We start from the raw sequence: 24683 nt of genomic DNA, 5'->3' as shown, positions 1-24683 counted from the left end.
AGCGTGCTATGACGCAATCGAAACCGCCGTTGGCAGTTGGCTTATTACTGATCGGCGACGAAATCCTATCCGGTAAGCGTGTCGACAAGCACATGCCGAAAGTCATCGAGTTGCTGAATGAGCGCGGGCTTTCGCTGAGCTGGGCGCGCTTCGTCGGCGACGACCCGACGGTGCTGCAAACCAATCTTGCCGAAACGCTGGCCAGCGATGCCGTGGTGTTCTCATTCGGCGGCATTGGCGCCACACCCGATGATCGCACTCGCCAGTGTGCGGCGGCTGCGGCCGGCGTCGAACTCGAAATCAGTGCCGAAGGGCGCGCGTTGCTGGAGGCCAAGTTTAAAAGGGACCCGTCGGACGCGCGCATGAAAATGGTTGAATGGCCGGTTGGTTCGACCGTCATTCCAAACCCGATCAACCAGGTCCCGGGTTTTTCGTTTGGTCACCATCATTTCGTGCCGGGGTTCCCCAACATGGCCTGGCCGATGGTTGAATGGGTGCTGGACACCTATTACGCCGCTTATCAGAGCGAGGCCGACGTCGAATATTCGGTCGAAGTGTTCGATACACCGGAAAGTGCGCTGGTGGATCTTATGCAAAGCGTGATGGATGCCCATCCCGACGTGCGTATCGCCTGCCTACCAAGCGCCGATGGCCGGCGCGTCATAGAATTCGGTGTCCGCGGGCCGCGCGTGGCGGTGGCGCCGGCGTTTGAAGCGCTGGTGGCGGCATTGGATGCTGCCGAAGTGCCAACCGGGCCGCACACGACCCATTAAGCCGCGTTAACCATTACTGGCGCGATAGCCTGATATGGGGTCCAGCTTATCAGTGCTTGGCATCTGTAATCGCTTCGTGGCGTGTTGTGACGTGCTGAAACGGTTTGAAGCCATTGTGATAAGCATTCGAGATGTGGCGATCTATTGTCGGTAGAGTTGACGCATGAAGTACGCCGTAACGATGACTTTATTACTGGTTAGCGGCATTGGCGCTGCCTTCCAAGGCCCATCCGATAGTTTCGGAGACGGCTATCGTCCGGATGGTCACGGTGGTTTCCAGGGCATGGGCGATGCGTTTAACTGTGACTGGACCCCCGACGGACACGGCGGCTATATCGGGCACGGCAAGTGCTTTGGCAAGCATTGGCACGCCGATGGCCAGGGGTATAGCGATGACACGTTCAGCAAAGGGTGGCAGCCGGATAGTGACGGCGGCTATGAAGGCACCGGCGATAACATCGGCGAGAGCTGGCATCCCGACGCGCCGCGGCAGAAATAAAGACCTGAATACAGCGCTTCAAGGTGGCCAGTGGGCCGGCAGCCCTGTTGATTGAGTTGGCTTGCGGCGTATGGCGATTGCGGCGCTGAAGCCGTCTTACACGGTTATGTGCGCGCTATTGCCAGATCCTGTACCCACCGCCCATCGAGGTGTTATGGCCGGGTGGCGACAGTTGGTCGCTGATATCGGGCCACATAAGATGGTGCTGGTGCCGGGGAGAGGATTCGAACCTCCGACCTACTGATTACGAATCAGTTGCTCTACCGAGCTGAGCTACCCCGGCGACGGCGCGCAGTATAGGCTAGTGGCCGGGGGGACAGCAATCACCCGGATACAATTTTGTTGGTTTTGAATTGGTTTATTGGCCATACCGTGTTGCACGGGACGGCGCCGACACCGACAATGTGCATTCCCTGGAGGGGTGGCAGAGTGGTCGATTGCAGCGGTCTTGAAAACCGCCGAGGGTGCAAGCCCTCCGTGGGTTCGAATCCCACCCCCTCCGCCAGATTATTGAGGCCCGCGCCGCTATTCCGCTAGTAAGGTGCTGAGAACATCGTTGTAGATCGCCGCGAGTTGGGCTGGGTCGCTGCCCGCGATGTGCTCGTCGAGCTGATGGATGGTGGCGTTGACCGGGCCGATTTCGACGGTTTCAGCGCCTGTCGGGGCGATATAGCGGGCGTCGGAGGTGCCGCCACCGGTCGATAAGGTGGGGTGTAGACCGGTATGGCCATGGACGGCGTTTTTTGTCGCTTCGACGAGCGCACCGGTTCGCGTCGCGAAGGGTTCGCCTGAAGTACGCCATTCGATCCCGTCTGGATCGATATGTCGGGCTTTACAGAGCTGTGCAACGTATTCGCGGAGCGCGGCCGCCGACCATGCGGTGTTGAAACGCCAATTACAGTTGGCGCTCGCTCGGCCTGGGATGACGTTTTCGGCACCGGTGCCGGCCGTGATGTTCGAGGCCTGAAAAGACGTTGGCGGAAACAGCTCGTCACCATCATCCCAAGTAGTCTCGACTAACTCGTTGAGCAGGCTGATGAGCCGATGCAGCGCGTTGTCCGCAGTCTGTGGGTAGGCAACATGGCCTTGGTGTCCGTCGACGGTGATGTGCGCGTTGAGACTGCCACGCCGCCCGGTTTTGATGGTGTCGCCGAGTATTTGGTCAGCGGTGGGTTCACCGATCAGACAGTAGTCAATCTGGGTGTCATGTTGCGATAACCAGTCGATCACGGCGCGTGTGCCGTCGATGGCCGGGCCTTCTTCGTCGCTGGTTAGCAATAGGGCGATTCGGCCGCGGTGCTTGGGGTTTTCCATCCGAAACCGGCAGGCGGCGGTGACCATGGCGGCTACGCCGGATTTCATATCGGCTGCGCCACGGCCGTAAAGTCGGTCGTTGTCGATCACCGCCTCGAATGGATCGTGACGCCAGGCTGCTGCGTCGCCGGGAGGAACGACGTCAGTGTGGCCGGCAAAACAAAACAACGGCCCATCGTCGTCGCCGGCGACTGCCCAGAGGTTGTCGACGCCGCGGAATCGCAGATGGTGGCAAGTGAAGCCGGCATGCTCGAGCTTTTCGGCGATCAATGCCTGACAGCCGGCGTCGTCGGGTGTCAGCGAGCGCCGCGTAATCAGCTCGCGTGTCAGCGTCAGAGCATCGTCGGTCACAGCGTGGTTATGCGTCGAACAAAGCGGCGTAGCGCGCCGTCGAAAAGCCAGCAATGACCGCGTTGCTGGTCTCGAGCACAGGGCGTTTGATGAGCCGTACTTGCTGGGCCATGGCGCTGGCAGGCGAGGCGGTGACGGCTGCACGCTGGTCGTCTGTCAGTTCGCGCCAGGCCTTCGATTGCTTGTTGAGCAACGTTTCGAGGCCGGCGGTATCCAGCCAGCGCGCGACCGTCTCGATCTCAACGCTGTGACGGTCGAAATCCTGCCATTCGAAATCGATACCCGCCGAGCTGAGCCAGCGACGCGCCTTGCGGCAGGTATCGCAGTTGCCGATGCCGTAGAGCCGGATCACTCGTTGACGCCACGCAGTAGGTCATTGACCGCGACCTTGGCGCGTGTGGCCTCGTCGACTTTTTTCACGATCACGGCGCAGTTCAAGTTGTAGCGACCGTTGTCACGCGGCAGGCTGCCGGCGACCACCACCGAGCCGGGCGGCACTTCGCCGTGAATGATGGAATCCGTTTCGCGGTCGTAGATCGCGGTCGAGGCGCCGATGAACACACCCATTGAGATGACCGCGCCGCGGCCGATGCGTACGCCTTCGACGATTTCCGAGCGGGCGCCGATAAAGCAATTGTCCTCGACGATCGTGGGCGCGGCTTGCAGCGGCTCCAGCACACCGCCCAACCCGGCGCCGCCGGACAAGTGGACATTTTTCCCGACTTGGGCGCAGGAGCCGACCGTGGCCCAGGTGTCGATCATCGCACCGCGGTCGACCCAGGCGCCGATGTTGACGTAGCTGGGCATGAGGACAGCGTTGGGCTCGATGTGCGCGCCGCGGCGTACGACAGCGGGTGGTACGACGCGTGCGGCCTGTTGTTCGAAATCGGCATCCGAGTAGGCGGCGTATTTCAGCGGCACCTTGTCGTAGTAGCGTGTTTCGGTGCCGTCGATCGGCTGATTATCGGTCAGTCGGAAAGAGACCAGTACGGCTTTTTTCAGCCAGTCATTAACCACCCAACCGTCAGCCGTAGGTTCGGCGATGCGGGCATGGCCAGCGTCGAGTTGAGCCAGTGCGTCGTTTACGGCGGCTCGTGTGTCGGCATCGACGTTGGTTGGACTTAGATTCTCGCGGTCGTCGAATGCCTGTTCGATCAGGCGGCGGGTCTCGGCCATTGATTGAGCCTCGCTGGCGTTAAGTGAATGTGCCAATGCGCTGTGGCGCCCCATAGTTTAACGATCGAGGCGGCATCGGGCCATGCGTCGGCCGTATCAATGCCGACTCGGCGACATCGCCCGAGATCGATGGGTGAGTGCGCCTTGGCATTGCCGACCCGGCGGCTAGTCGTTATACGTTTGGGTCACGGGGTCGCGGGGTAAATTGGTGCTGGATTATTTGCATCGGATGCAGCGGTTCAGCAGCTGCAAATCGTTTGAGTTGGCTGCGGCAACTATAACCAGGTACCACGGGTTGGCTGGTTACGCTGTTGTAGGCTGGCGCCCAGGACTGCTCGAAAACGGTCTGCGAGATGTCTCGGTGGCGGGCTTCGTGGCCGTAGGCGCCGCTCATCCCGCAGCAGCCGACATTGGCCGTGGCCAGCGACAGGCCGATGGATTGGAATACCCTCTGCCAGTCGCGCGCACTCTCGGTATCGGAACTGGCGATCGTGCAGTGCTGGAAAAGCGTATGCGTCGGCACGCCATGGTCGGCTGGGGCGGCGTGAGCTGTATGCTCGGTTTCTAGTGTCTGTCGCAGCCAGCGTTCAATGGGCTGGATTGCCGGAGCGTCGATATCGTCAAGCCGGCCATATTCATGGGCATACATGCGTGTAATGCTGGGTTCGATGCCGACCAGCGGCCGGCCGAGGTCGGCAATTGACGCCAGAAATGCCGCTTGGCGTCGCGCCACACGTTCAAACTCTGGCTGAAACCCCTTGACCTGGAGGGCTTTGCCGGCGGGCCTAAATGGCAGCACAAGCGGCCGATAACCGAGTGCGGCGATGGTTTGGAGCGTGTCGCGCATGACGGGGGCGTCGAAAAAACTCGTAAACGCATCCTGAACAACGAATACGGCGCGCGCGCGATCGGCTGGCGCCATCGCGACCCAATCCGGTTCCGAGAATCGCCATTCTGGATGAGCGCGGAGAAAGCGTGGCAACGATGGATCGCTAAGCGGTGGTGGGTCGACCAAGCCAACCGATTGCGACAGCATTTGGCGCACAGACCGATTACGCAGTAATCGATTGCTCAGCTTTGGCATACGTGCGGCGAGTGCTGCGCCGGCTTCCATACCAGCAAGCGCATAGTCGGCCGGCGGCCGTGGGTAGCTACCGTGGTAGCTCGCCAGAAAATCCGCCTTGAACGTTGGCACGTCGACTTTAATCGGACATTGGGTGCTACAGCCCTGGCATGAGAGACAGCCGTCCATAGCCGTCCAAACCTCGTGCGAGAAGTCATGGCTTGGCTTGGCTACGCTACGTCGATAGGCATCCACGAGTGCACGTAGCACCAGCGGCGTTCGGGCGGCGGGCAGATCAGCGGCGTGGCAATCATGCTTGGCCAACTGACGTAGCCACTCACGCATGGCGCCGGCGCGGCCTTTGGGGGAGTGTAAGCGGTCATGCGTGGCCCGATACGATGGGCACATGACATGGTTAGTGTCGTAGTCGAAGCAGGCGCCATTGCCGTTGCAATCCAACGCTGGCTTGTAAGTGGTGCGTTCGGTTGCCGGAATCTGGCGATCGAAGGTGCCGCGTGTTGGCGCATCCATCGACGCCAATGGCACGCGCGCATCGTCGAGGGCCACGATCTTGCCGGGGTTGAGCTGACTGTTTGGATCAAAGGCGCGCTTGATGTGCGCGAGCGCGGCGTAGAGCGTTTCGCCGAAAACTGTTCGGTTGTATTCGCTGCGAAATCCTTTGCCGTGTTCGTTCCACAGCAGACCGCCGTAGGAGGCGGCCAATTCGGCAACGCGGTCGGTCACCGCGCGCATGATGGCCTCGTCATCGGGGTCGGTTAAGTCCAGCGCGGGCCGCACGTGCAGACAGCCGACGTCGATATGGCCGAACATGCCGTAAGACAGGCCGTACGAGTCGAGAAGCGCCCGGAAGTCGGCGACGTAATCGGCGAGGTGTTGTGGATCGACAACGGTGTCCTCGACAAACGGCAGTGGCTTGCGCGTGCCGGGCGCAGCCCCTAGCAAGCCGACGCCGGATTTGCGTAGATCCCAGAGTGCGTTGCGGGCTTCGACGGATTCGGCACGATAGTGGCCGGTCGCTGTGCTTTGGCCCGCCGCCAGCGCCTCGGCAAATGCCGTAACGTCATCGGGTAGGCCGCCAACGCCGCTGAATTCGACCAAGTTGAGCGCCGCCGGCGTGCTGCCATCGGTGTTTTCGATCATGGCGCGCACGCGCTCATAGATTGGGTTGTCACGCGCTAGTCCCATGACCACATCGTCGATGGTTTCGATCGCCATGGGCTGATAGGCGACGAGCGTGCGCGCGTCGCGCAGTGCGGCGTCGAAATCGGGATAACGCAGCGCAAACAACACGTGCGTATCGGGTTTTGGCGTCAGATCGAGGGTCAGTTCAGTAACCAGTGCCAGCGTGCCCTCCGAGCCACAGATAAGTTTGATCAAATCGATGCGGCCGTCGGCGTCCACAGCCTGGGCCAGGTTGTAACCGGATAGGTAACGCGACAGATCCGGAAACACACGCTCGATTTCGGCGGCGTTGTCGTGCACGCGCTTGCCGACTTCTTGTTTGATATTGGCAAGCCGTTGATCGTCGGTCGTGTCTGACGTGACTTCGGCACTGTCACGCGTAATGACACAACGTGTGCCGTCGGCCAATACGACGCGCATGGCACGCACATGATCACTGGTCTTGCCGTAGACGCGCGAGCCGCGTCCACAGCCGTCGGTGTTGACCATGCCGCCAAGCGTGGCGCGCGATGACGGTGCGACATTGGGCGCGAAAAAAACACCGTGGTCGGCTACGGTGTTATTTAATTTGTCGAGAATGACGCCCGGCTGCACAGTGACTGTGCCGGCTTCCGAATCAATCGTGCCGATTTCGTTCATGTAGCGCGAGCAATCGAGCACCAGCCCGGCGGTCAGCGAGCAGCCGATGGTCGAGGTGCCGCCCCCGCGTGGTGTCAAGCAAACATCGGCAAACGCTGGCTTAGCGAGCAGTTGGGCCGCGCGTGCGATATCGGCTTCGTCGCGTGGAAATAGGACACCGGCGGGTAATTGTTGGAATGGACTATTGTCGGTGGCCAGCGTTAAACGTGTGGCGTAGCGGGTATCGATATCGCCGGTGAAGCCGTCGCTGGTCAGCCGTTCGATAAATGCGGCGTGATTCGCGTCAATGCTGGCCTCGGGCCGTATCTCGGGTAGGGTGGCCATCGGTTTATCCGGGGGTCGCTGCGGTTGGCACGTCGGTCAACGCACGCTCGATCGATCGGGCCTGGATATCGGCGTAAAGCGCCATTTCATCGGTTATCTCGGTGCCGAGTGCGCTCTCCATGGCGTCGCGCTGGGCATCGCCGCTACTATCCGCCTCGCTGTCGTCACCGAGGTTGGACCGAAAAATACCGGCCGCGCTAACCGGCAGAAAATCTTCGTAGATAATCGGATCGGCTGTGATACAGCCGGCGGCGACCAAGGTTTCGAGGTCGTTGGCCGAGTCGTTGGGGGCGGGTTGGCCGGTTGCCCGATACTGGAAATAGGCGAGCTCGTCGCGCCGCAGCGTTTCGAGATCATCCGGAAAATCTTCAAAAACCGCGGCCAGTTGCGCTTGGTACTCGGTGTTGTCGGCGCCTTGTTTATAATCTTTGCTGGCGTTTAAAAGTCGGTCGTAGAGCGCGCGGCCACGTGGTGTCAGCGCGGCGCCACGTTGTTCGATTTCACCAAAGCGCGCGGTGTGTTGGCCGGCCGTGTCGCCAGCAAAGCGGATTGTCTCTTCGAGCGCTTTGAAGCTGGTCTGGCGCAACAGAATTGGTTGATCACGCCGTGGGGGCCCTTCGATTACCGCCTTGGGCGTGATGCCGCGATCCGGCATGCGTGCCTGTGCGGCATCGATATCCAGCGTGCGCGGCGTCAGGTGATTGATGTGTGGGCCGCGGAAGCAGACCACATCGGCGATCAGTGGATGCTCATGGCGCAGGGCGTCGTAGGTGGCGTAGTCGACTGTGGCGTCGGCGTGCCAGCGGAATGTTTCCAGTGCTTCGGTCACGAAGGCATCGGCGTCGGTCGTGTCGAGCCCACCTTGGCGCTCGTAGCGATCGATCAGCGTGCGCACATTCGGTGTGAAGATATCGCGTGCGGCCAGGATGGCCTCAGCACGTTCGCGTAGGGCTGTGTTTTGGATTAGATCCAGGCGTAGTAGTGAAGTAAAAAGCCGGAACGGGTTGGTATCGAGTTCGGCTTTGTCGAGCGGACGGAAGGCGGTCGAGTGCACCGGCACACCGGCCACGGACAGGTCGTAATAGCCGACTGGCTGCATACCCATCACCGCGAACAAACGACGCAGCATTGCCAATTCATCGGGTGTGCCAACGCGAATCGCCCCGTGGCGCTCGACACCGATGCGGTCGCGCTCGCCGGCGGCTGTCAGTCGCTCGGCCAGTGCTGGATTAGCCGCTAACACTTCCGCATTCACGTCGTTCACCAGCTCGATAAGTGTGCCGTATTGCGGTACTTCGGCCTGATACATGGCCGACATCGCGCGTGCAAAACGCGCTCGGATGTCGGCGGCATGCACAAAATTCGTGTCACTCATGATAACGCTCCTTACTGTGCCGATCGTGGGATCAGGGTGTTGCCTTGAACGCCAAATGCGTTATCACATCGCTTGGCTGTGAGGCTGTTCCCATGATCAAAGCATGCGCGTTTGTTATTACTCGGCCCGATCACAACAAAGCATGGGCGTCGTCACAAACGAAAAATGACGATATCAATATTCCATTTATTCGTGCGATTGTGCGTCACTAGCGACCGTGGCGTGCCCAGTAAGCCACGACACAAATGCCTTGATCTTGGCGACTTCTCCTGTGTTTTCCGGATAGGCCACGTAATAAGCATTCCGATGTGGCAATGAGAATCGCCACGGCACAATTAACTGGCCAGATTCAAGTTCTTCAGTAACCAGAAATTTTGGAACCAGCGCGACACCGCCGCCCGTGCGTGCTGCCCATAGAGCCATGTCGAAGGTCTCGAAACGTGGGCCGTGATAGCTGTGGTCGGTTTGGCGTCCCTGCGCCTCAAACCAATCATGCCAAGCTTCCGGACGGCTCAGCGTTTGCAACAGCACCAGTTCGGTCAGGTCCAAAGGATCGGTAATAGGAGTATCGGCGATCAATTGAGGAGCGCACACTGGTGCGACTTCTTCGTGCAATAGTTTTATACATTCAGCGCCTGGCAATACGCCATTGCCGAAAAAAAGAGCCACATCCATTGGATCAGTGTCGAAATCCAGCGGTTCGGTTCGATTGCGAATATCTAAGTCGATTTGAGGATTTTGAACACGGAAATCATTCAAATTTGGAATTAGCCAGCGCGCGCCAAACGTTGGTGGTGTGGCAATTTTCAGGCGCTCACTGCGACCGCTGTATGAACGCATCTGGCGAACCGACATTTCGGCTTGTGACAGGATCCTTCGAGCTTCAGTGATATAGAGTGCGCCCTCAGGCGTTATTTGCAGCCGCTTACGGACGCGGCGGAACAAAAACTTCTCCAAGACATGTTCAAGTTGAGCAACCTGTTTGCTAACAGCACTCTGGGTTAGATGCAGTTCGTCGGCAGCACGCGTAAAACTTTGGTGGCGTGCTGCGGCTTCAAAACACTGCAGGGCGGTTAACGTGGGCAGGGAAGGCCGCGCCATGCGCGATCACCATGAATAATTGGAATGATGTTCATCTGAATAATCGTTTGAAGCGCACCGGTCAACCGGTGTTCAGTCCATAAGCGTTTAGGCATTAGCGAACGACGCGCGATTATGGTCAACGACATGCTACAACGGCTCGACATTTCCAAGACATTACGAACGCGGCGCCGGCGTGGGTGGTCTCGCACTATGACCGGTTCTCGAGCACATCGTGGCGAGCTTGTGGCACTGCAGACAGGCTGGCTTTAGGGGCGTTGTATCGATAATAATGTTGTACCAACCTTTTTAGGGTCTATCGATCGTGATGGGCGACTCCTCGTTTGATATGGCCGCACCTGAATCACTGTTTAACGCGCTTGATGACTGCATACATGATCGGTTTGAGCCATTTAGCGTGGCCATTGCGGGTGGTAGTGCCCAAGCGAGCACGCCGGGGATAATCACGCTGCAACCGTCTGAACCGATTGCCGGTGTGGCACCGACGGTGATTTCGGCGGGTGTGCATGGCAATGAAACCGCACCCATCGAACTGGTCAGCCAATTGGCCCGCGATTTAGACGCTGGGCGCCAGACATTGGCGGTGCCGACTTTGATTATCTTGGGGCATTTGCCGGCCATTGCTGCCGGCCAGCGCTATCTCGAAACCAATCTGAACCGTTTGTTTCATCGCGATAAAGCACACGACGGAGATACCGTTGAGCATCGGCGTGCGGTTCAACTCATGGCTGCGGTGGATGCATTCTGGGCCGAGCACGGCACGGGCGATAACACGGGGGCGGCGTCAGACACATCGGCTGTAGCGCTACACTTGGATCTACATACCGCGATCCGCGCGAGCCACTATCCGTTTTTCGCGGTGGAACCGTTATCGGTGCCCGCTACGCCAGACTATGTGTGGCGGGTTTTGGCCGGGGCCGGCTTGCAGGCAGCCGTGTCCCAATACGGGCCGAGTTGGACGTTTTCGCATTATAGTCGGCATTACCATCATATCTGCGGCTTTACGCTTGAGCTTGGGCGCGTTGCGTCTTTCGGTTGCAACGATCTCGATGCGTTGGCACCGATGGCGCGTCTTCTAGCGGCCCGGGTGGCGGGTGTCGCACCGACCGAACGGCCGGCCGATCGGATGCAGTTTTTCGAAACGGATTATGAAGTTGTGCGGCACGGTCCGGATTTCGAGCTGGCCTTTGCCGATGACACGCCCAACTTTACTCGTTTCGAGCCGGGTCAGCTCATTGCACGTGATGCGGGATATGGCGAGACTCGCGTCGAGGATCAGCCGGCCTACGTGGTGTTTCCCAACGCCAAAGTAGAGCGCGGTGCGCGGGCGGCTCTTTTGGCGCGCGCTGTTTGCCCCAGTACGACGCACTAATTAAGGTGCGCTGTTTTCAACGATGTGTCGATGACGGCTGTAATAATCAGTTCAGGTCGGCCGCAAATGCGGATAAAGCCTTATGAATGAAACGGCGCTGCCGCTCGATGTTCGTGATATATACAAGCAGTTCAACGAGCAACCAGTGCTAAACGGGTTGTCATTGACTGCACGTAAGGGCGATCGAATTGCGCTGATTGGTGCTTCGGGGTCAGGCAAAAGCACATTTTTGCGTTGCATGAACTTGCTGGAATGTCCGGACGCTGGCGACCTGCTGGTCCATGGTGAGTCGGTCAAGTTTCGTCATCGGCGAGGGCGGCGCGAACCGGCCGATGCCGGGCAGATTCAGCGTATACGCTCGCGGTTGTCGATGGTGTTTCAGAATTTCAATCTCTGGGCACACATGTCGCTTATCGACAATGTCATAGAGGCGCCGATACACGTGCTCGGGGTGCCGAAAAAAGAAGCCCGTGAACGTGGCATGCATCTGCTCGAACGTGTTGGCGTGGCCGACCGCGCCAATCATTTTCCATCCCAGTTGTCCGGCGGTCAGCAACAGCGTGGCTCGATAGCACGTGCCTTGGCTATGGAACCGGAAGTTCTGCTTTTCGATGAACCCACTTCTGCGCTCGATCCGGAGTTGGTCGGCGAAGTGCTGCGGGTTATGCGTGGGCTCGCTGATGAGGGTCGTACCATGGTCGTCGTTACGCATGAGATGGCATTCGCGCGAGATGTGGCCAGTCATGTTATGTACCTCGACGCCGGTAGCGTGGAAGAAGAGGGCGATCCGGCTGAAGTCCTGGTCAGTCCAAAGTCAAAACGGTTGCAGCAGTTTCTGGAACCGCGATGATTGATTTACACGGCTATGGGCCGCGATTTCTCGCGGGCATGCTGACGACGGCCGAATTGGCACTGGCCTCACTCGCGTTGGCATTTAGCTTGGGCTTGGTGTTGGCAAGCGCACGGCTGTCGCGCTCGCGAACGATATACGCGCTGGCGACCGGTTATATCAATTTCGTGCGCGGTGTGCCGCCGCTAGTAATGTTAATGCTCGGGTACTACGGTGGCCAGGTTTTATTAAACCAGTTACTTCGAACCATCAATCCGCTTTTAGGCGTGGACTGGTTTATCAATATCCAACCGTTGGCGGCCGGCATCATCATCATCGGGATGATTTACGCGGCCTATATGTCGGAGACATTTCGCGGTGCGTTTCTAGCCGTCGATGCTGGTCAGATGGAGGCCGCACAGGCGTTCGGCATGTCTGGCCGCCTCGCATTCCGCCGCATCCGTTTCCCGCTGATGATGCGCCATGCGTTGCCAGGGCTTAGCAATAATTGGATGGTGCTTTTGAAAGCCACAGCTTTGGTTTCGATCATTGGGTTGAGCGGTATGGTGCATGTCGCCGATCAGGGCGTTCGGGACACCCATCAGCCATTTCTATTTTTGCTGCCAGTTGCTGCGGTATATCTGTTGATGACGACGGTGTCTGAATTGATCATCGCCGGATTGCAACGGCGCTTCGAAATCGGGGTTAAAAGCGTTCACTGATGCACCAGTGGTTAGCCGACATTGCACCTTGGTTAGCGAATAGTCCGGTCTTTACGGCCAATTCGCTGGCCCATTACTGGACCGGCTTGGTACACACCGCGCAATTGGTGTTCATATCACTGGTCGTTGGATTGTTGCTTTCTGTACCACTATCTGTGGCACGAGACGGCAGTCGCTGGATTAGTGCGCCGATTTGGTTATATACCTATGTGTTTCGCGGCACGCCGCTGCTCGTCCAGCTTTATCTCGCTTACTACGGTGTGGCGTTTATACCCAATATCCAGGAGTCGATGTTCGGGTTTTTCGTCCAGAATCCGCTGTATCCGGCATTGATGGCGTATACGCTGAATACGGCAGCCTACACGACCGAGGTTTTCTACGGTGCGGTTCGGGCGACGGCGGCCGGTGAGGTTGAAGCCGCGCGTGCTTACGGTATGTCCAAGTTAACGGTTTATCGACGCATCATTTTTCCGAGTGCGTTTCGACGTGCGTTGCCTGCTTACGGCAACGAAGTGATTTTCATGCTTCACGCCAGCTCGGTTGCGAGCACGGTGACGATCATGGATCTAACCGGTGCGGCGTACTACGTTTACTCGCGTTTCTATACCCCGTTCGTGGCCTTTATCTTCGCTGCTGTACTGTATCTATTGATCACTTTCACAATTCAGGCAGCATTTCGGCAACTGGAAAAATACCTGATGCGGCATCTGAACACGGCTTAAAACATGGCTGTCCAGGTCGCTTCCGTGGAAGCGTCGTATCCACTGGCCCCAACGGCTGTGGTACGCGTTGACGTTGTGCCATGAAACGCCGGGCGCGCAGGGTATACCGATACACCCGGACCGTTAGCTCGCGGGTCACGCAGGTCGCCGGCAATCTCCTGCTATATCGCATGCCATTGGCCGCACGGAAGAGCATAACGTATGGCCAGGGACGCGAGATGGCGCAGCATGCCAGAATCACCCAGAACACCAGCGTTGCCATCTGCTTCTGCGACCCGCACAGTCCGTGGCAGAGAGGCGCCAACGAAAATATCAATGGACTGATACGGCAGTACTTGCTCAAGGGAACGGGTCTATCGGTCTACAGCCAGGAGGAATTGGATGACGTAGCGCTTGAGCTCAACATGCGCCCGCGAAAGCGCTTCGACTTCAAGTGTCCCATTGAGAGATGAGCGAGCTGATGGCGAAGTGCCATGAAGCCCCATCATCCACTCATTGACGGTGTGGCACTCAGAAACTGCACCCGTCTGATTTCGGCAGGGCTGGATCTTTCCATGAACGATCCTAAAGAAAAGAAAAGTGTTCGGCTTATCTCTGATGGGGTCCTTTTGCCAGCTTTGCTAGGGCGATGGACCAGTCTTCGTCCATCAAACTTTCGTTTTCCGCTGTCTGAAGGCGATCCTGCAGCAGTTCGGCCAACGGTAGGGAGAGCCCTGTCGTACGCCCTTCCTTCAGAGTCAGACCAACATCCTTCTGTGGAAGCTTTAGACCGGACGGTGCACCCGGTGACTCGCCGCTTGCGATCGCGGCTCCGTAGGACTTGTAGACAGGAGAAGCGAAGAGCGTCTCGCTCAACATTGATATGAAAGGCGCTGGATCGCCGCCGCGTGATTCGATGAGTGCAGTGCTCTCCGCCATCGTTTCAATAGCACAACCGATCATGAAGTTGCCGGCGATTTTTGATAGATGTCCGAGTCGAGGGTCCTTACCGATGAGCCAGATCTGGCCGAGCGCGCTAAGCACGGGCTCGGCAGGCTCCACATCCTCGGGCGCTCCCGCCATGGCCATGTTCAGCTTCGCCGCTGCTGCCATGTCCGCTCGGCCAAACATCGGTGCAGCAACATACCTGATGCCGCGTGAGCGATGCACTTCGATCAGATCATCTACGAGCTCTGTGGAAATAGTCGACATACAGACATGGATCGTCCCCTCCGCCGCACCTGCAAGTGCCTCACCATCCAGAAGGACAGTTCGAATGGCTGCATCGTCGAACAGTGTGGTCAGCACGACATCACATCCGAAGGCATCTCTTGCAGACTCTGCTCTCGCCGCACCTGCTTCGACCAAGCCGTCAGTTGAGGCAGCGGTTCGGTTCCAAACCGTAAGGTCATAACCAGCATCCAAGAGATTGGCAGCGATATGGCTGCCCATCGCTCCAAGGCCTATCACACTCACCTTCATCTATAGCTCCTGTTGCGCTTACATCTCGTTTGGAAAAATTATATGAAGAATGCTTCAGTTTTTGTATTCGCATATGGATGAATCACCCGCCAACCGCCTATGCCCCCGCAAGATGCCGCGTCAGCAACGATCCAAAGCGACCGTAACGGCAATCATCGAGGCGACGATTCAGGTTTTGCTGTCCAAGGGTGCAGCTCGATTGACGACCACGGACATATCGGATCGTGCGGGTGTATCCGTCGGCACGCTGTATCAGTACTTTCCCAACAAGGATGCGTTGTTTCATGAAGTCCTGCGACAGCATCTCGATCACATCGGTACAGCCATGGAAGCGAGCCTGCTGCGCTACCGGGGGCAGACATTGGCTGTCATCGCGAATGGGGTTGTTGCCGACTATCTAGATGCGAAACTCGCGCGCATCGACATATCACGCGCGCTCTACCAACTGAGTCCTGCTTTGGAAGTTGCTGAGTTACAAGCGGCGCTGGTCGTGAGAATCGACACGGTGCTTCGACATCTTCTGGAAAGCGCGTCCGATGCGACCATCGCCAACCTCGATTCAGTGGTCTTCTCAGTCCGTACGGCTCTCGTCGGGATGGTGCGTATGGTGATTGAAGAGGGTGCTCCACCAAGCAAGATCGGCATCTTGAGACGCGAGCTAACTACCTTGTGTCATGCTTATCTGATGGCCTCTGGCCACGTGTCCCATTGAGGTGATGAGCAAGCAGATGGCGAAGTACCATGAAGCTCCGTCATCGACGCATTAATGGTGTTGCACTCAGAGCCTGCATCCGCCCAGCATTAATGAAATTACGGTTGTCCTTCGCCATTCCGCCCCATTGGCCTGCTCTCCCTGGCAGGTGAGGCTCCAGCAGTGCCCAGTCCTTGTCAGAGATGTCGTGGCGACGATATGAATTGGTCATCGGGATACCTTCAGCTATGGAGAAACATCTATTTAACCGTAGCTCGTGACGACACTATCTAGGGCCTTGCGGCTAGGACAGCATACTCGGCGCGAGTTGTTTCAGGACACCAAGCGTCAGATCACTGCTGAAGCCGATGACTGCAAGCAGAAATTGGTTCTGATCCCATTTCTTGAGGACACATCTTGGGTAGTCACTGGGTCAGGAACTCGACCACCAGCATGCCCGCAATCGACCACATAACTACCGCAATCCCTGCATCTAATATCTGCCATACACGAGGAGATCGCATGAGTGGCTGAAGCTTCGCTGCCCCAAACCCAAGTCCCGCAAGCCAAGTCGCGGAACCCGCGACCGCACCGGCTACAAGTGCAGCCCTGTAGCCGAAGTCATGGCCACTCGCAAGCCCTCCAAACAGCACGACCGTATCCAAATACACGTGAGGATTTAAGAGTGTGACTGCCAACGCGCCCAAGGCTACGCTAAGCCTCCCACCGCCACGTGTTTCATTGGCTGCGTCTAGACTGCCGCCACCCCGAAGTGCCGAGCGCAGTGCGACCATCCCATAGGCTCCTAAAAAGCCCACCGCTAAAATTCTGATGGCGTCGGCAAACAGACTCTTGCCCTCGACCATTGCGCCTCCCCCAAGCGCACCCAAAGAGAACAGCAAAACGTCGCATAGTATGCATATTGCGACCACTATGCTTACGTGCGATCGATGCAAACCCTGGCGCAGAATAAATGCGTTTTGGCTTCCAATTGCAACGATAAGAGATAGAGAAAGAAAATAGCCTTTAACTGTCGCCGTCACCAACGCTAATAACTCCCTGCCGTTCTTCTAATATGAACCCGTATGATTTAAGGCTATTGGACGCCTTGCGCACGTTCTCATGTCGAGCGAATATGTGATCTGTTTGAAAGACGATGATAGCCGCCAGAGACGCTATGGCATTGCCAAACAGTGAGCTAATTGATACTCACGAGTAAACGCTGATGTAGCCCAAAGATCTACGCTCGGTCAGCGGTGGCGTATGGTCAAACTGACGTGTCCATGGCTATCAACGGATTCATGCCCCTTATAAACTGTATCGTTGTCCAAGTCCAATAAAACTTCAAAGTTTATGCCGCTGAAGCCACCATTTATTTGGACAAACTTGGCACATGTCTTTGACCACTCGGTATGCTACGGTTGCTTAATAGATCAGTATCACTAGCGGTCAGAGGAAACACTATGCCAATTAGACAGTTTAAATCCATCGTTCTTGTTGCGCTCGCACTTCTCGTTGGTCTGATTAGTAGCGCACAGGCAGCCCAGTCGATCACGATCGCGACCAATCCACCGTACCGGCCGATGGAATACACAACACCGAGCGGTCAATTGAAAGGCTTCGATATCGAGCTCGGTAATGCCATGTGCAAGCAAGCTGGCCTGGAATGTGAATGGACGCCACAGTCTTGGAACGGAATCATACCGGGGTTAATGGCACATAAGTACGACGCCATCATGTCCTCGATGACCATCAATAAACGGCGTAAAAAGCATGTGTTGTTTTCGAACCCGTATATCGTCGTGCCGTCGGCTTTTTATATTCCGAAAAGTAGCTCGCTTCAAGAAATTGGTAAAAAGAGCTTAAAAGGCAAGAATATCGGCGTGCAGCGGGGTACCGTTCAGGATGATTACGTTACTGCCGAATATGACGATATTGCCACGATCAAACGTTATAAAAATGCCAGTGGCGTAACCACGGATATGTCGACAGGCCGAGTGGATGTCGCGTTTTTCGATGAAATTACCGGCCACGCGTCATTGATCGAGAAACATCCGGGTAAGTATAAGCAAATCGGTCCCAAGCTAACCAAACCGAAGAAATACTTCGGTAGCGGGTTTGGCATCGCTTTCCGGAAAGGTGAAAAGGCACTGGCCAAGAAAGTCAACAAGGCGCTTGCTACGCTCAAGGAAAACGGTACTTACGCCGAAATTCACAAGAAGTATTTCGGTAATAGCTCCGATAAGGGGTATAGCGAGTAATCGGTTCGTTGCAGACTAGGCGACTGCCGGCTGCTAGGCGCTTTATGCGCTAGTTAACCCTGGCGGGGGCGTATCGTCCACGGCACAGATCGGGCTGCTCAGGTTGCTGGGCAGCCCGTTTGTTTGTGAATAGACGCGCCAAGTTGCACTTGGCTGGTTTCTCGGGCGCGGGCCATTCGTTGCCGAATGGCCCGCTTAAAATACCGAGCTTTTAGCGCTTAGCTAAGCGCTGGCTCAAGTGCGCTGGAATGGGTAAATCGACCCGAGCTGTAGTAGTTGGCTGAGCTCATCCAGTGCGGCCGCGGATTCTGTCACCAAGGCTGGATCGGCCAGGTCCTCGATGGCTAGCCGATCGCGGTAATGGCGGCGCACCCAGTCGCAAAGTGTTTCGTAGCGGGCATCGTCAAGCATGACTTTGGCGCCCAGCGCGTCGCGTTCGGCGTCGTTCAACACCACGCGTAAACGTAGGCACGCCGGGCCGCCGCCGTTGTCCATGCTTTGTTTGATGTCGAATGCGCGTGCTTCGGTGATTGGATTGTCGGTGTCGTCGACAATGGCTTCGATCACCTCAGCGACCGTTGGATCGGTATCGCACTCGGCGGGGACAATGAGCATCATCGACCCATCTTCTCGACTTAGAAGTTGCGAATTGAATAAATAGGTCGATATAGCCGTTTGCAGCGGCAACGAATCATTGGATACGCGTATCGGACAGAGCGTGGTATCCAACGTGTCCATGCGGCGGGATAGGGCGTCTAACGTGGCCTGTTCATCGCCAAAAGCATATTCGTGATAGAACAAAACGCGGCCGTTACCGACCGCGATCACGTCGTTATGGAAGGCGCCGGCATCGATTGCGTCCGGATGCTGGGCGCTGAACACGCATTGCTCGTCGGTTAATCCGTGCTGGCGTGCAATTGCCTGGCTGGCTTCCAGACTCTGGCGGGCGCTAAAACGCCGGGTCGCGCTATCGCCGCCGAAACCATGCCGGCCGTAGACAAATAGATGTATGCCCGGATGCGCATAACCTTCGCACAAGCGGGTGTGGTTGGCCGCCCCCTCGTCGCCTAAAATAGACGTCGCCGGCAGCGCCGGGTGGTGACTAAAGTGTTGCTCGTCGGCAAAGATCGCCGACAGTGCGGCGGCTGTCGTCTCGGTTTCCAGTGAGCGATGCAAACTCGCTTGGAGATTGGCTGGCGTAAAATGCACGCGTGCATCGGCACTGTCCGCGCTGGGTGTCACGGTGGCGGCGTTGGCGGTCCACATCGCAGCCGCCGAGGAGGCTGAGCGCAGCAGTTGCGGCGCTTCGCGTTCCGCTTGGCGGATAATGGTTGTGTCGCCGCCCGCGAAACCGAGGCGGCGCAGCAGATCGAGATTGGGCCGGTGGTGCGGTGGCAACACAGCCTGGGCAAAGCCCTCGTCATGGAGGGCTTTCATCTTGGCCAGCCCCTGGAGCGCGGCAGCGCGCGGGTTGGCGATAGCACCTTGGTGCCGTGCGGCGGCCAGATTGCCATGTGCCAACCCGCTGTAGTTGTGGGTTGGCCCGACCAGGCCATCGAAATTAACTTCGCGGGCAGTTGGCTTGGGCATCATGAGCCGGCGCCGATGCCGGCTAGCGAAATGCCGTGCGGCAAGGTCTCGGGTAGCTCGGGCGCCGGCGATTCCATCGAGGCCATTGGCCATGCGCAGTAGTCAGCTGCGTAGTAAGCACTTGGCCGATGGTTACCGGAATCGCCGATGCCACCGAAAGGCGCATCCGAGGCCGCGCCGGTAATCGAGCGGTTCCAGTTAACGATGCCGGCCCGGATGCGTAGCCGGAAATCGTCCCAGTGGCTGTCACCGCCGCCGATCAGCCCGGCGGACAGACCGAAGCGTGTGTTGTTGGCCTCCTCAATGGCCGCGTCCCAATTGCTATAACGCTGGATCTTCAAAAGGGGGCCAAAATGCTCTTCGTCGTCGGTTGCAACGCTGGTGATATCGATCAATCCAGGCCTGAGCATGCTGGTTTCGGGGGCGACACGCGATAACCTCGATAGTACAGTCGCCCCGCGGCCTTCGAGCTCATCCTGGGCCTCGAGTAATGCGTCGGCGGCTGCGGATGTGGCGAGCCCGCCGTAAAAGGGGGGATCTTCCTCTGTCATCGGGTGATCGACTTTGATTTGGCCCAGCGCGTCGATCAAATCGGTAATCAGTTGGTCACCGGCCTGGCCGTGCGGCACTAATAAGCGGCGCGCACAGGTACAGCGCTGGCCACCCGACATATAAGCCGACTGGATGATGGTCAGTACCGCCGTGGCTATGTCGTAGCCATCCTCGGCGACGACCAAAGGATTGTTACCGCCCAATTCCAGCGCCAGGATCTTGTCGACATGGCCGCCGAATTCGGCGTGTAGTTGCTTGCCAGTGGCGGCACCGCCGGTGAAAAGCAAGCCATCGATAGTTGATGCGCCGGCAAGCGCTTTACCGGTTGAACGGCCACCTTGTACGAGATTGAGCACACCCGCCGGCAACCCAGCCTTCTGCCAGCATTGGATGGTTAGATCGGCTGTTGTCGGCGCTTGTTCACTGGGTTTGAACACTACCGTGTTGCCGGCCAGGAGTGCCGGCACGATATGGCCGTTCGGTAGATGGCCTGGAAAGTTGGAGGGGCCGAAGACAGCTAACACGCCGTGTGGCCGGTGGCGTAAAACGGCACGCCCGCCGCTGATCGCCTTTTCACGTTCACCGGTACGTTCGGCGTAAGCGGTCTGCGACACGTCGATCTTGCCGATCATGGCGCCGACTTCACCGCGGGCTTCCCATAATGGCTTGCCCGTGTCATGGGTGATCGCGTGGGCTAGGTCTTCCTTATGCGCGGTCAGCTGTTCGCCAAATGCTTCGACGCAAGCGACGCGCTCGTCATACGAGCGCCGCGCCCAGTCGGTAAATGCTGCGCGTGCGGCGGCCACGGCTTCGCTAACTTGCTCGGTTTCAGCGACCTGGCCAGTCCACGTCGTGTCGCCGGCAACCGGGTCGTCTTTGGTTAGTGTCTGTCCGGTGCCGTCGGACCAGCGGCCGGCAATAAACTGTTGCTGGTGTGGGGTCAAACAAGTCGTATCGGCCATAGTGTGTCTCCGGAGCTAATCGGTAAGAATGCGTACCGTATCGCCGGTTGAAACATTCAGACGGTTGGCTTCATGGGGATGAAGTATGACTCCCGTCGAGTCGGGGTCAGTCGGTGTCCGGCCGACCCAGGTTGCCCGGAAAGCAGCGGGGTCGCCCGTGCTCGTGGCCAGAGCCCGGGGGCTGGCGGGTTCCGACGCTTGCTCGTCGATGCCGGTCACGGTCACGGTTCGACTATGACGCACCGCGCGGACGTCGTCCAAATAGGCTTCAACGGTTGGGCCAGCGTCGAATATGTCGATGTATCCTTCGAAACGCAGCCCCTGGGCACGCAACATAGCGAGTGCCGGCTGGGTTTGTTTGTGGACCTGGCCGATACAGTCGCGCGCGGCCTGGGGCAGCATGGCGGTACAGATCGGATAGCGCGGCATCAATTCGCCGATGAAGCGCTTTTGGCCGAGCCCGGTCAATTGGTCAGCGCGGCTGAAATCGATGGGGAAGAAATGGGCGCCGAGCGCTTCCCAGAAGGGATTGACCTGGGCGTTGTCGAAACGGCCGCGCATTTCGGCTAGCACTCGGTCAGGGAAGTGCTCTCTGAATGTAGCCATGAACAGCCAGCGCATTTGCGATAACAGGGCGGCGTTACGCGCGCTGCCACCACGCCATGGCTCGCGCAGAAACAGCGAGCCGACTTCGGCGTCGCCTGTATGGTCCGACGACAAGAACAAGGTGTCGATGACGCGATGTAGATCGAGTTGTGGAGCGGCTTGGGCCAGTCGCCCGACGCGATAGTTGTAAAACGGTACGTCCAGGCCCACACGCGCTTCGATCGCGCAACAGCCGGCGATACGCTCGGCACGTGTGGCGTGTGTCAACTCGTCGTCTTCAGCTAAGAAGAAATACAGTGCCGCGTTTTCGGCATCCGCGGGTTCATTGGTCGCCGCATGAAACGCGGCTTGCGCTTGCGCGATCTTGTTTTCGAGAAAGGCGCGGTTATCGGGTAACGAAGTAAAGCCTGCGCCGGTCTCGACCGCAATCGCGGCCAGCGCGTCGAGATCGTCATGTTCGATCGGCCGAATTAACATGTCGCGTTCGCCATTGGCATATCGATGGGGGCGGCCAGGGCGGCTTCGCCGGGCGTTACGTCCAGTGCGGAGAGCGTAGCTTGTTGCAGGCCGAGCGTATGGGTCGCGCTGCAGGCGTAGGGCACCAGCGTGCAACGAAAGTCGGTCGTCTGCTGGTTGGCCACAAGCGCCGATTTCCAAAGGCTTGGATCCACGTAATCGACAGCCCGTACTGGATGCCATTGGCTGTAGCGCTTGGCATGCAAGTGCTCGACAGGCGTCTCGAGAATCAAGCCGCCATCGAAGAGATCTATGTGACGGGAGGCCCTAAAGCCTTCGGCTGTCAGGTCTTCCATGGCGCCATCGTGGGTTTGGTGCACGGTGCCGATGGAAGCGCGGCCAGCTTCACTCAAGAGGGATTCGTAGAGCGGAAATGGTGGCATGATCTCGGCAATGAAGCTTTTTGAGTGAACACCGGCAAGTTCATTCATCGCCTGGAAATCGCGATCGAAAAAATGACGGCCGACCGATTCCCAGAATGGTGAGTAACCGTCGGCATCCAGCCAGCCCGGCATGGCAACCGCCATTTGCTGGGTGAATCGCTCCGGGTGTTGGGCAGCAAACGCCAGACGAGCGCGTCGCAATAGCCGTTCGGCGGGCGTGTTGCGGTATTCATCGGCCAGTGCATACGCGCACAGCAGCGATGCCGCGGACAATTCATGCGACAGCGATAGGATCGCGACCTCGCGGCGAACATCAAGTTGCTGCGAGGCGTGAATCAGCATTTCGCGGCGCCAGGTATAGTAGGCTTCGCGCGCACCGGTGCGTGCGCGCAGGCTGGCCGTGCCAACCACACGGCGTTCACCGTCGTGCCGCTGGTCTTCGACCACGAATACATAATATTCGGCGCCGGGTGAGGTGACGGTGCGGGCCAGATCAGCGACCGACTGTTCGATACGCTGACCCAAGCGCTCGCGATGGGCGGGTAGGTTGGTCAGCGGTGGCTGTGCCTGGCTGGCGAGTGCGACGAGCGAATCGAGATCCGTTAACGCGGCAGGTCGAACGACTAGCGTCATGAAGGCCTCAGGCCGAAATCTGGTCCAGCGCGCGATCCAACTGCGCCATACCTTCGCGAATATCGGCTTCGGAGATAATCAACGACGGTGTGAAACGCAATACATTGGGCCCGGCGATCAGCAGCATCAAACCGTTGTTGATGGCGGCTGCCAGAACCTCGCGCCCGCGCTGTTCGAAAGATCCCTTGAGCTCGGCGCCGATCAGCAGTCCCATGCCGCGGATGTCGGCAAAGCAGTCGTGTTTGTCGTTGATTGCTTCCAGTTCCGCGCGGAATAAGGCGTGGCGCTCACTGACGCCGTTTAACACTTCGTTGCTGTTGATGGTTTCGAGCGCGGTAAGCGCGACCGTTGTGGCCAACGGATTGCCGCCAAATGTTGAACCGTGGGTGCCGACGACAAAAACTTCGGCAACCCGGTCGGCAATTAGTGTCGCGCCGATCGGAAAACCGCAACCGAGCGCCTTGGCACTGGTCAGGATATCCGGCGTGACGCCATAGGCCATGTACGCGAACAGGTGCCCCGTACGACCCATTCCGGATTGAACTTCATCGAAGACCAACAGCGCGTCGTGGTCATCGCATAGTTGTCGAAGGCCGGCCAGAAAGTTGGCTTGAGCCGATGTTACGCCGCCTTCACCTTGTATCGGTTCGACGACCACCGCGCAGGTATTGTTGTCGATCAGCGCGGCCGCACTGTCCAAATCGTTATAGGTGGCATGTTCTATGCCGCCGGGCACTGGTCCGAAACCCTGGGTATATTTTTCCTGGCCGCCGACCGAGACGGTAAACCAGGTTCGGCCATGGAACGACTGGTTGAACGATACGATTTTGTCCTTGTGTTCGCCGAAGCGGTCGTAGGCATAGCGACGGGCGAGTTTGAACGCGGCTTCGTTGGCCTCACCGCCAGAGTTGGAGAAAAACACCTTGTCGGCGAATGTCGTCTCGGTCAGTCGGCGCGCCAGCTTGATTGCAGGCTCGTTGGTATAGACGTTGGACAAATGCCAAAGGGTTTCGCTCTGCGATTTCAGCGCGTCAACCAGCGCGGGGTGCGCGTGGCCGAGTGCGTTGACCGCGATACCGCCGGCAAAGTCGATGTATTCATTGTCTGCCTGATCCCATAGTCGACTACCTTGCCCACGCACGGGGATGACTGACTGTGGATTATAGTTGGCCGTCAAATAGGCTGGATAATCATCGCGGGTCGGGGTCCAGGTCATGGCATTCGCCTGTTGAGTCAATCGAATGGGTGGTGTGTTTGTCTGTATACACAGCGGGCAAACAATGTTGCTTCTTGATTCTCGTGCGCGAACATTAGGTGCTTGCAATACATAGCAGCAGGTGTGCGAAGCACGTTCTGACGGCATCAGATGTTGGGAGAGGTTGCATCAGATTGGCTGCCTGCACATAGGCGAATTATTCTAATGACTCCTTGCGATCCGGTAAATGCTGCCTTGTGTCGAAGGGATTCGGGCAGCGAATAATCGAACATGGCGGCGTCTATTTGGGAATCGGCCGGTATCGCTGATCAGTTCAAGTTAGATTTGCCCATCATCACAGACAATCGTC

Annotated in this window: 21 protein-coding genes, 2 tRNA genes and 2 pseudogenes; 10 read left to right on the top strand and 15 right to left on the bottom strand. The window is 57.9% G+C overall.

The annotated features are described in order from the left end of the window. The first annotated feature begins 8 nt into the window (after window positions 1–8). Together HKX41_03410 and HKX41_03405 are read left to right on the top strand one after the other, a co-directional pair. Complete coding sequence (locus tag HKX41_03410) at window positions 9–773, top strand: competence/damage-inducible protein A (protein NNC23202.1); 765 nt, start codon at window positions 9–11, stop codon at window positions 771–773. Window positions 774–936: 163 nt separating this feature from the next. After that, window positions 937–1272, top strand: coding sequence for a hypothetical protein (locus HKX41_03405; GenBank protein NNC23201.1), 336 nt, complete (start codon window positions 937–939; stop codon window positions 1270–1272). Window positions 1273–1478: 206 nt separating this feature from the next. Here the strand turns inward: HKX41_03405 and HKX41_03400 are convergent. Next, window positions 1479–1555 (bottom strand) — tRNA-Thr (locus HKX41_03400). Window positions 1556–1687: 132 nt separating this feature from the next. Between HKX41_03400 and HKX41_03395 the strand changes: the two genes are divergently transcribed. Continuing rightward, window positions 1688–1777 (top strand) — tRNA-Ser (locus HKX41_03395). Window positions 1778–1797: 20 nt separating this feature from the next. Here the strand turns inward: HKX41_03395 and dapE are convergent. From dapE to gcvA, 6 genes are all read right to left on the bottom strand, one after another. Then, complete coding sequence (dapE, locus tag HKX41_03390) at window positions 1798–2937, bottom strand: succinyl-diaminopimelate desuccinylase (protein NNC23200.1); 1140 nt, start codon at window positions 2935–2937, stop codon at window positions 1798–1800. Window positions 2938–2944: 7 nt separating this feature from the next. After that, entirely contained in the window at window positions 2945–3289 is a 345-nt protein-coding gene (locus tag HKX41_03385; protein NNC23199.1) for a Spx/MgsR family RNA polymerase-binding regulatory protein, read from the bottom strand. After that, entirely contained in the window at window positions 3286–4113 is an 828-nt protein-coding gene (gene dapD / locus HKX41_03380; GenBank protein ID NNC23198.1) for a 2,3,4,5-tetrahydropyridine-2,6-dicarboxylate N-succinyltransferase, read from the bottom strand. The genes HKX41_03385 and dapD overlap by 4 nt, the downstream gene beginning before the upstream one ends. A 172-nt stretch (window positions 4114–4285) precedes the next feature. Further along, a complete protein-coding gene (locus HKX41_03375) occupies window positions 4286–7342 on the bottom strand; it encodes an FAD-binding oxidoreductase (GenBank protein NNC23197.1) in 3057 nt (1018 codons plus the stop codon). Window positions 7343–7346: 4 nt separating this feature from the next. Further along, complete coding sequence (locus HKX41_03370) at window positions 7347–8717, bottom strand: VOC family protein (protein NNC23196.1); 1371 nt, start codon at window positions 8715–8717, stop codon at window positions 7347–7349. 186 nt (window positions 8718–8903) lie between these two features. After that, window positions 8904–9818, bottom strand: coding sequence for a transcriptional regulator GcvA (gcvA, locus tag HKX41_03365; protein ID NNC23195.1), 915 nt, complete (start codon window positions 9816–9818; stop codon window positions 8904–8906). Between the two features lie 307 nt (window positions 9819–10125). On the opposite strand from gcvA, the gene HKX41_03360 reads away from it, so the two are divergent. The 5 genes and pseudogenes from HKX41_03360 to HKX41_03340 all read left to right on the top strand — a co-directional run bounded on the left by HKX41_03360 (window position 10126) and on the right by HKX41_03340 (window position 13915). Then, window positions 10126–11190: a succinylglutamate desuccinylase gene (locus HKX41_03360; GenBank protein NNC23194.1), complete on the top strand. Its 1065-nt coding sequence runs from the start codon at window positions 10126–10128 to the stop codon at window positions 11188–11190. 82 nt (window positions 11191–11272) lie between these two features. Beyond that, window positions 11273–12040 (top strand): ATP-binding cassette domain-containing protein, encoded by a 768-nt coding sequence (locus HKX41_03355; protein ID NNC23193.1) that lies wholly within the window; start codon window positions 11273–11275, stop codon window positions 12038–12040. Next, a complete protein-coding gene (locus HKX41_03350; protein NNC23192.1) occupies window positions 12037–12741 on the top strand; it encodes an ABC transporter permease subunit in 705 nt (234 codons plus the stop codon). Before HKX41_03355 ends, HKX41_03350 begins: the two co-directional genes overlap by 4 nt. Further along, a complete protein-coding gene (locus HKX41_03345) occupies window positions 12741–13463 on the top strand; it encodes an ABC transporter permease (protein NNC23191.1) in 723 nt (240 codons plus the stop codon). Before HKX41_03350 ends, HKX41_03345 begins: the two co-directional genes overlap by 1 nt. Before the next feature lie 170 nt (window positions 13464–13633). Beyond that, window positions 13634–13915, top strand: a pseudogene (locus tag HKX41_03340) (IS30 family transposase). Window positions 13916–14051: 136 nt separating this feature from the next. On the opposite strand, the gene HKX41_03335 reads toward HKX41_03340, so the two are convergent. Then, window positions 14052–14924, bottom strand: a complete 873-nt coding sequence (locus HKX41_03335) for an NAD(P)-dependent oxidoreductase (GenBank protein ID NNC23190.1) — start codon at window positions 14922–14924, stop codon at window positions 14052–14054. Window positions 14925–14997: 73 nt separating this feature from the next. On the opposite strand from HKX41_03335, the gene HKX41_03330 reads away from it, so the two are divergent. Then, entirely contained in the window at window positions 14998–15636 is a 639-nt protein-coding gene (locus HKX41_03330; GenBank protein NNC23189.1) for a TetR/AcrR family transcriptional regulator, read from the top strand. A gap of 85 nt (window positions 15637–15721) precedes the next feature. Here the strand turns inward: HKX41_03330 and HKX41_03325 are convergent. Together HKX41_03325 and HKX41_03320 are read right to left on the bottom strand one after the other, a co-directional pair. After that, a pseudogene (locus HKX41_03325) lies at window positions 15722–15847 on the bottom strand (IS5/IS1182 family transposase). Window positions 15848–16040: 193 nt separating this feature from the next. Next, window positions 16041–16661: a LysE family transporter gene (locus HKX41_03320; GenBank protein ID NNC23188.1), complete on the bottom strand. Its 621-nt coding sequence runs from the start codon at window positions 16659–16661 to the stop codon at window positions 16041–16043. A gap of 417 nt (window positions 16662–17078) precedes the next feature. On the opposite strand from HKX41_03320, the gene HKX41_03315 reads away from it, so the two are divergent. Then, entirely contained in the window at window positions 17079–17876 is a 798-nt protein-coding gene (locus HKX41_03315; GenBank protein NNC23187.1) for a transporter substrate-binding domain-containing protein, read from the top strand. Between the two features lie 234 nt (window positions 17877–18110). On the opposite strand, the gene astB is transcribed toward HKX41_03315, so the two are convergent. The 5 genes from astB to HKX41_03290 are packed head-to-tail and all read right to left on the bottom strand — an operon-like array spanning window position 18111 to window position 24334. Next, a complete protein-coding gene (astB, locus tag HKX41_03310; protein NNC23186.1) occupies window positions 18111–19466 on the bottom strand; it encodes an N-succinylarginine dihydrolase in 1356 nt (451 codons plus the stop codon). Continuing rightward, window positions 19466–20962 carry a succinylglutamate-semialdehyde dehydrogenase gene (astD, locus tag HKX41_03305; GenBank protein ID NNC23185.1) on the bottom strand — a complete coding sequence of 499 codons (1497 nt, stop codon included), beginning with the start codon at window positions 20960–20962 and terminating at the stop codon, window positions 19466–19468. The genes astB and astD overlap by 1 nt, the downstream gene beginning before the upstream one ends. 33 nt (window positions 20963–20995) lie before the next feature. Next, complete coding sequence (locus HKX41_03300) at window positions 20996–22063, bottom strand: arginine N-succinyltransferase (protein NNC23184.1); 1068 nt, start codon at window positions 22061–22063, stop codon at window positions 20996–20998. Continuing rightward, complete coding sequence (locus tag HKX41_03295; protein ID NNC23183.1) at window positions 22057–23118, bottom strand: arginine N-succinyltransferase; 1062 nt, start codon at window positions 23116–23118, stop codon at window positions 22057–22059. The genes HKX41_03300 and HKX41_03295 overlap by 7 nt, the downstream gene beginning before the upstream one ends. Window positions 23119–23125: 7 nt before the next feature. Beyond that, window positions 23126–24334 carry an acetylornithine/succinyldiaminopimelate transaminase gene (locus HKX41_03290; GenBank protein NNC23182.1) on the bottom strand — a complete coding sequence of 403 codons (1209 nt, stop codon included), beginning with the start codon at window positions 24332–24334 and terminating at the stop codon, window positions 23126–23128. Window positions 24335–24683 lie beyond the last annotated feature (349 nt).

Source organism: Salifodinibacter halophilus (assembly GCA_012999515.1).
Classification (GTDB): domain Bacteria; phylum Pseudomonadota; class Gammaproteobacteria; order Nevskiales; family Salinisphaeraceae; genus Salifodinibacter; species Salifodinibacter halophilus.
The sequence above is the reverse complement of the archived record's forward strand: the minus strand, read 5'-3'. Positions and strand labels throughout refer to the sequence as shown.

What these genes read in the sequence shown, in the direction of transcription:
- HKX41_03410 (NNC23202.1), top strand. Translation starts at nt 9, where the DNA reads ATGACGCAATCGAAACCGCCGTTGGCAGTTGGCTTATTACTGATCGGC.
- HKX41_03405 (NNC23201.1), top strand. Translation starts at nt 937, where the DNA reads ATGAAGTACGCCGTAACGATGACTTTATTACTGGTTAGCGGCATTGGC.
- dapD (NNC23198.1), bottom strand. Translation starts at nt 4,113, where the DNA reads ATGGCCGAGACCCGCCGCCTGATCGAACAGGCATTCGACGACCGCGAG.
- HKX41_03375 (NNC23197.1), bottom strand. Translation starts at nt 7,342, where the DNA reads ATGGCCACCCTACCCGAGATACGGCCCGAGGCCAGCATTGACGCGAAT.
- HKX41_03370 (NNC23196.1), bottom strand. Translation starts at nt 8,717, where the DNA reads ATGAGTGACACGAATTTTGTGCATGCCGCCGACATCCGAGCGCGTTTT.
- gcvA (NNC23195.1), bottom strand. Translation starts at nt 9,818, where the DNA reads ATGGCGCGGCCTTCCCTGCCCACGTTAACCGCCCTGCAGTGTTTTGAA.
- HKX41_03360 (NNC23194.1), top strand. Translation starts at nt 10,126, where the DNA reads ATGGGCGACTCCTCGTTTGATATGGCCGCACCTGAATCACTGTTTAAC.
- HKX41_03355 (NNC23193.1), top strand. Translation starts at nt 11,273, where the DNA reads ATGAATGAAACGGCGCTGCCGCTCGATGTTCGTGATATATACAAGCAG.
- HKX41_03350 (NNC23192.1), top strand. Translation starts at nt 12,037, where the DNA reads ATGATTGATTTACACGGCTATGGGCCGCGATTTCTCGCGGGCATGCTG.
- HKX41_03345 (NNC23191.1), top strand. Translation starts at nt 12,741, where the DNA reads ATGCACCAGTGGTTAGCCGACATTGCACCTTGGTTAGCGAATAGTCCG.
- HKX41_03335 (NNC23190.1), bottom strand. Translation starts at nt 14,924, where the DNA reads ATGAAGGTGAGTGTGATAGGCCTTGGAGCGATGGGCAGCCATATCGCT.
- HKX41_03330 (NNC23189.1), top strand. Translation starts at nt 14,998, where the DNA reads ATGGATGAATCACCCGCCAACCGCCTATGCCCCCGCAAGATGCCGCGT.
- HKX41_03315 (NNC23187.1), top strand. Translation starts at nt 17,079, where the DNA reads ATGCCAATTAGACAGTTTAAATCCATCGTTCTTGTTGCGCTCGCACTT.
- astB (NNC23186.1), bottom strand. Translation starts at nt 19,466, where the DNA reads ATGCCCAAGCCAACTGCCCGCGAAGTTAATTTCGATGGCCTGGTCGGG.
- HKX41_03300 (NNC23184.1), bottom strand. Translation starts at nt 22,063, where the DNA reads ATGTTAATTCGGCCGATCGAACATGACGATCTCGACGCGCTGGCCGCG.
- HKX41_03295 (NNC23183.1), bottom strand. Translation starts at nt 23,118, where the DNA reads ATGACGCTAGTCGTTCGACCTGCCGCGTTAACGGATCTCGATTCGCTC.
- HKX41_03290 (NNC23182.1), bottom strand. Translation starts at nt 24,334, where the DNA reads ATGACCTGGACCCCGACCCGCGATGATTATCCAGCCTATTTGACGGCC.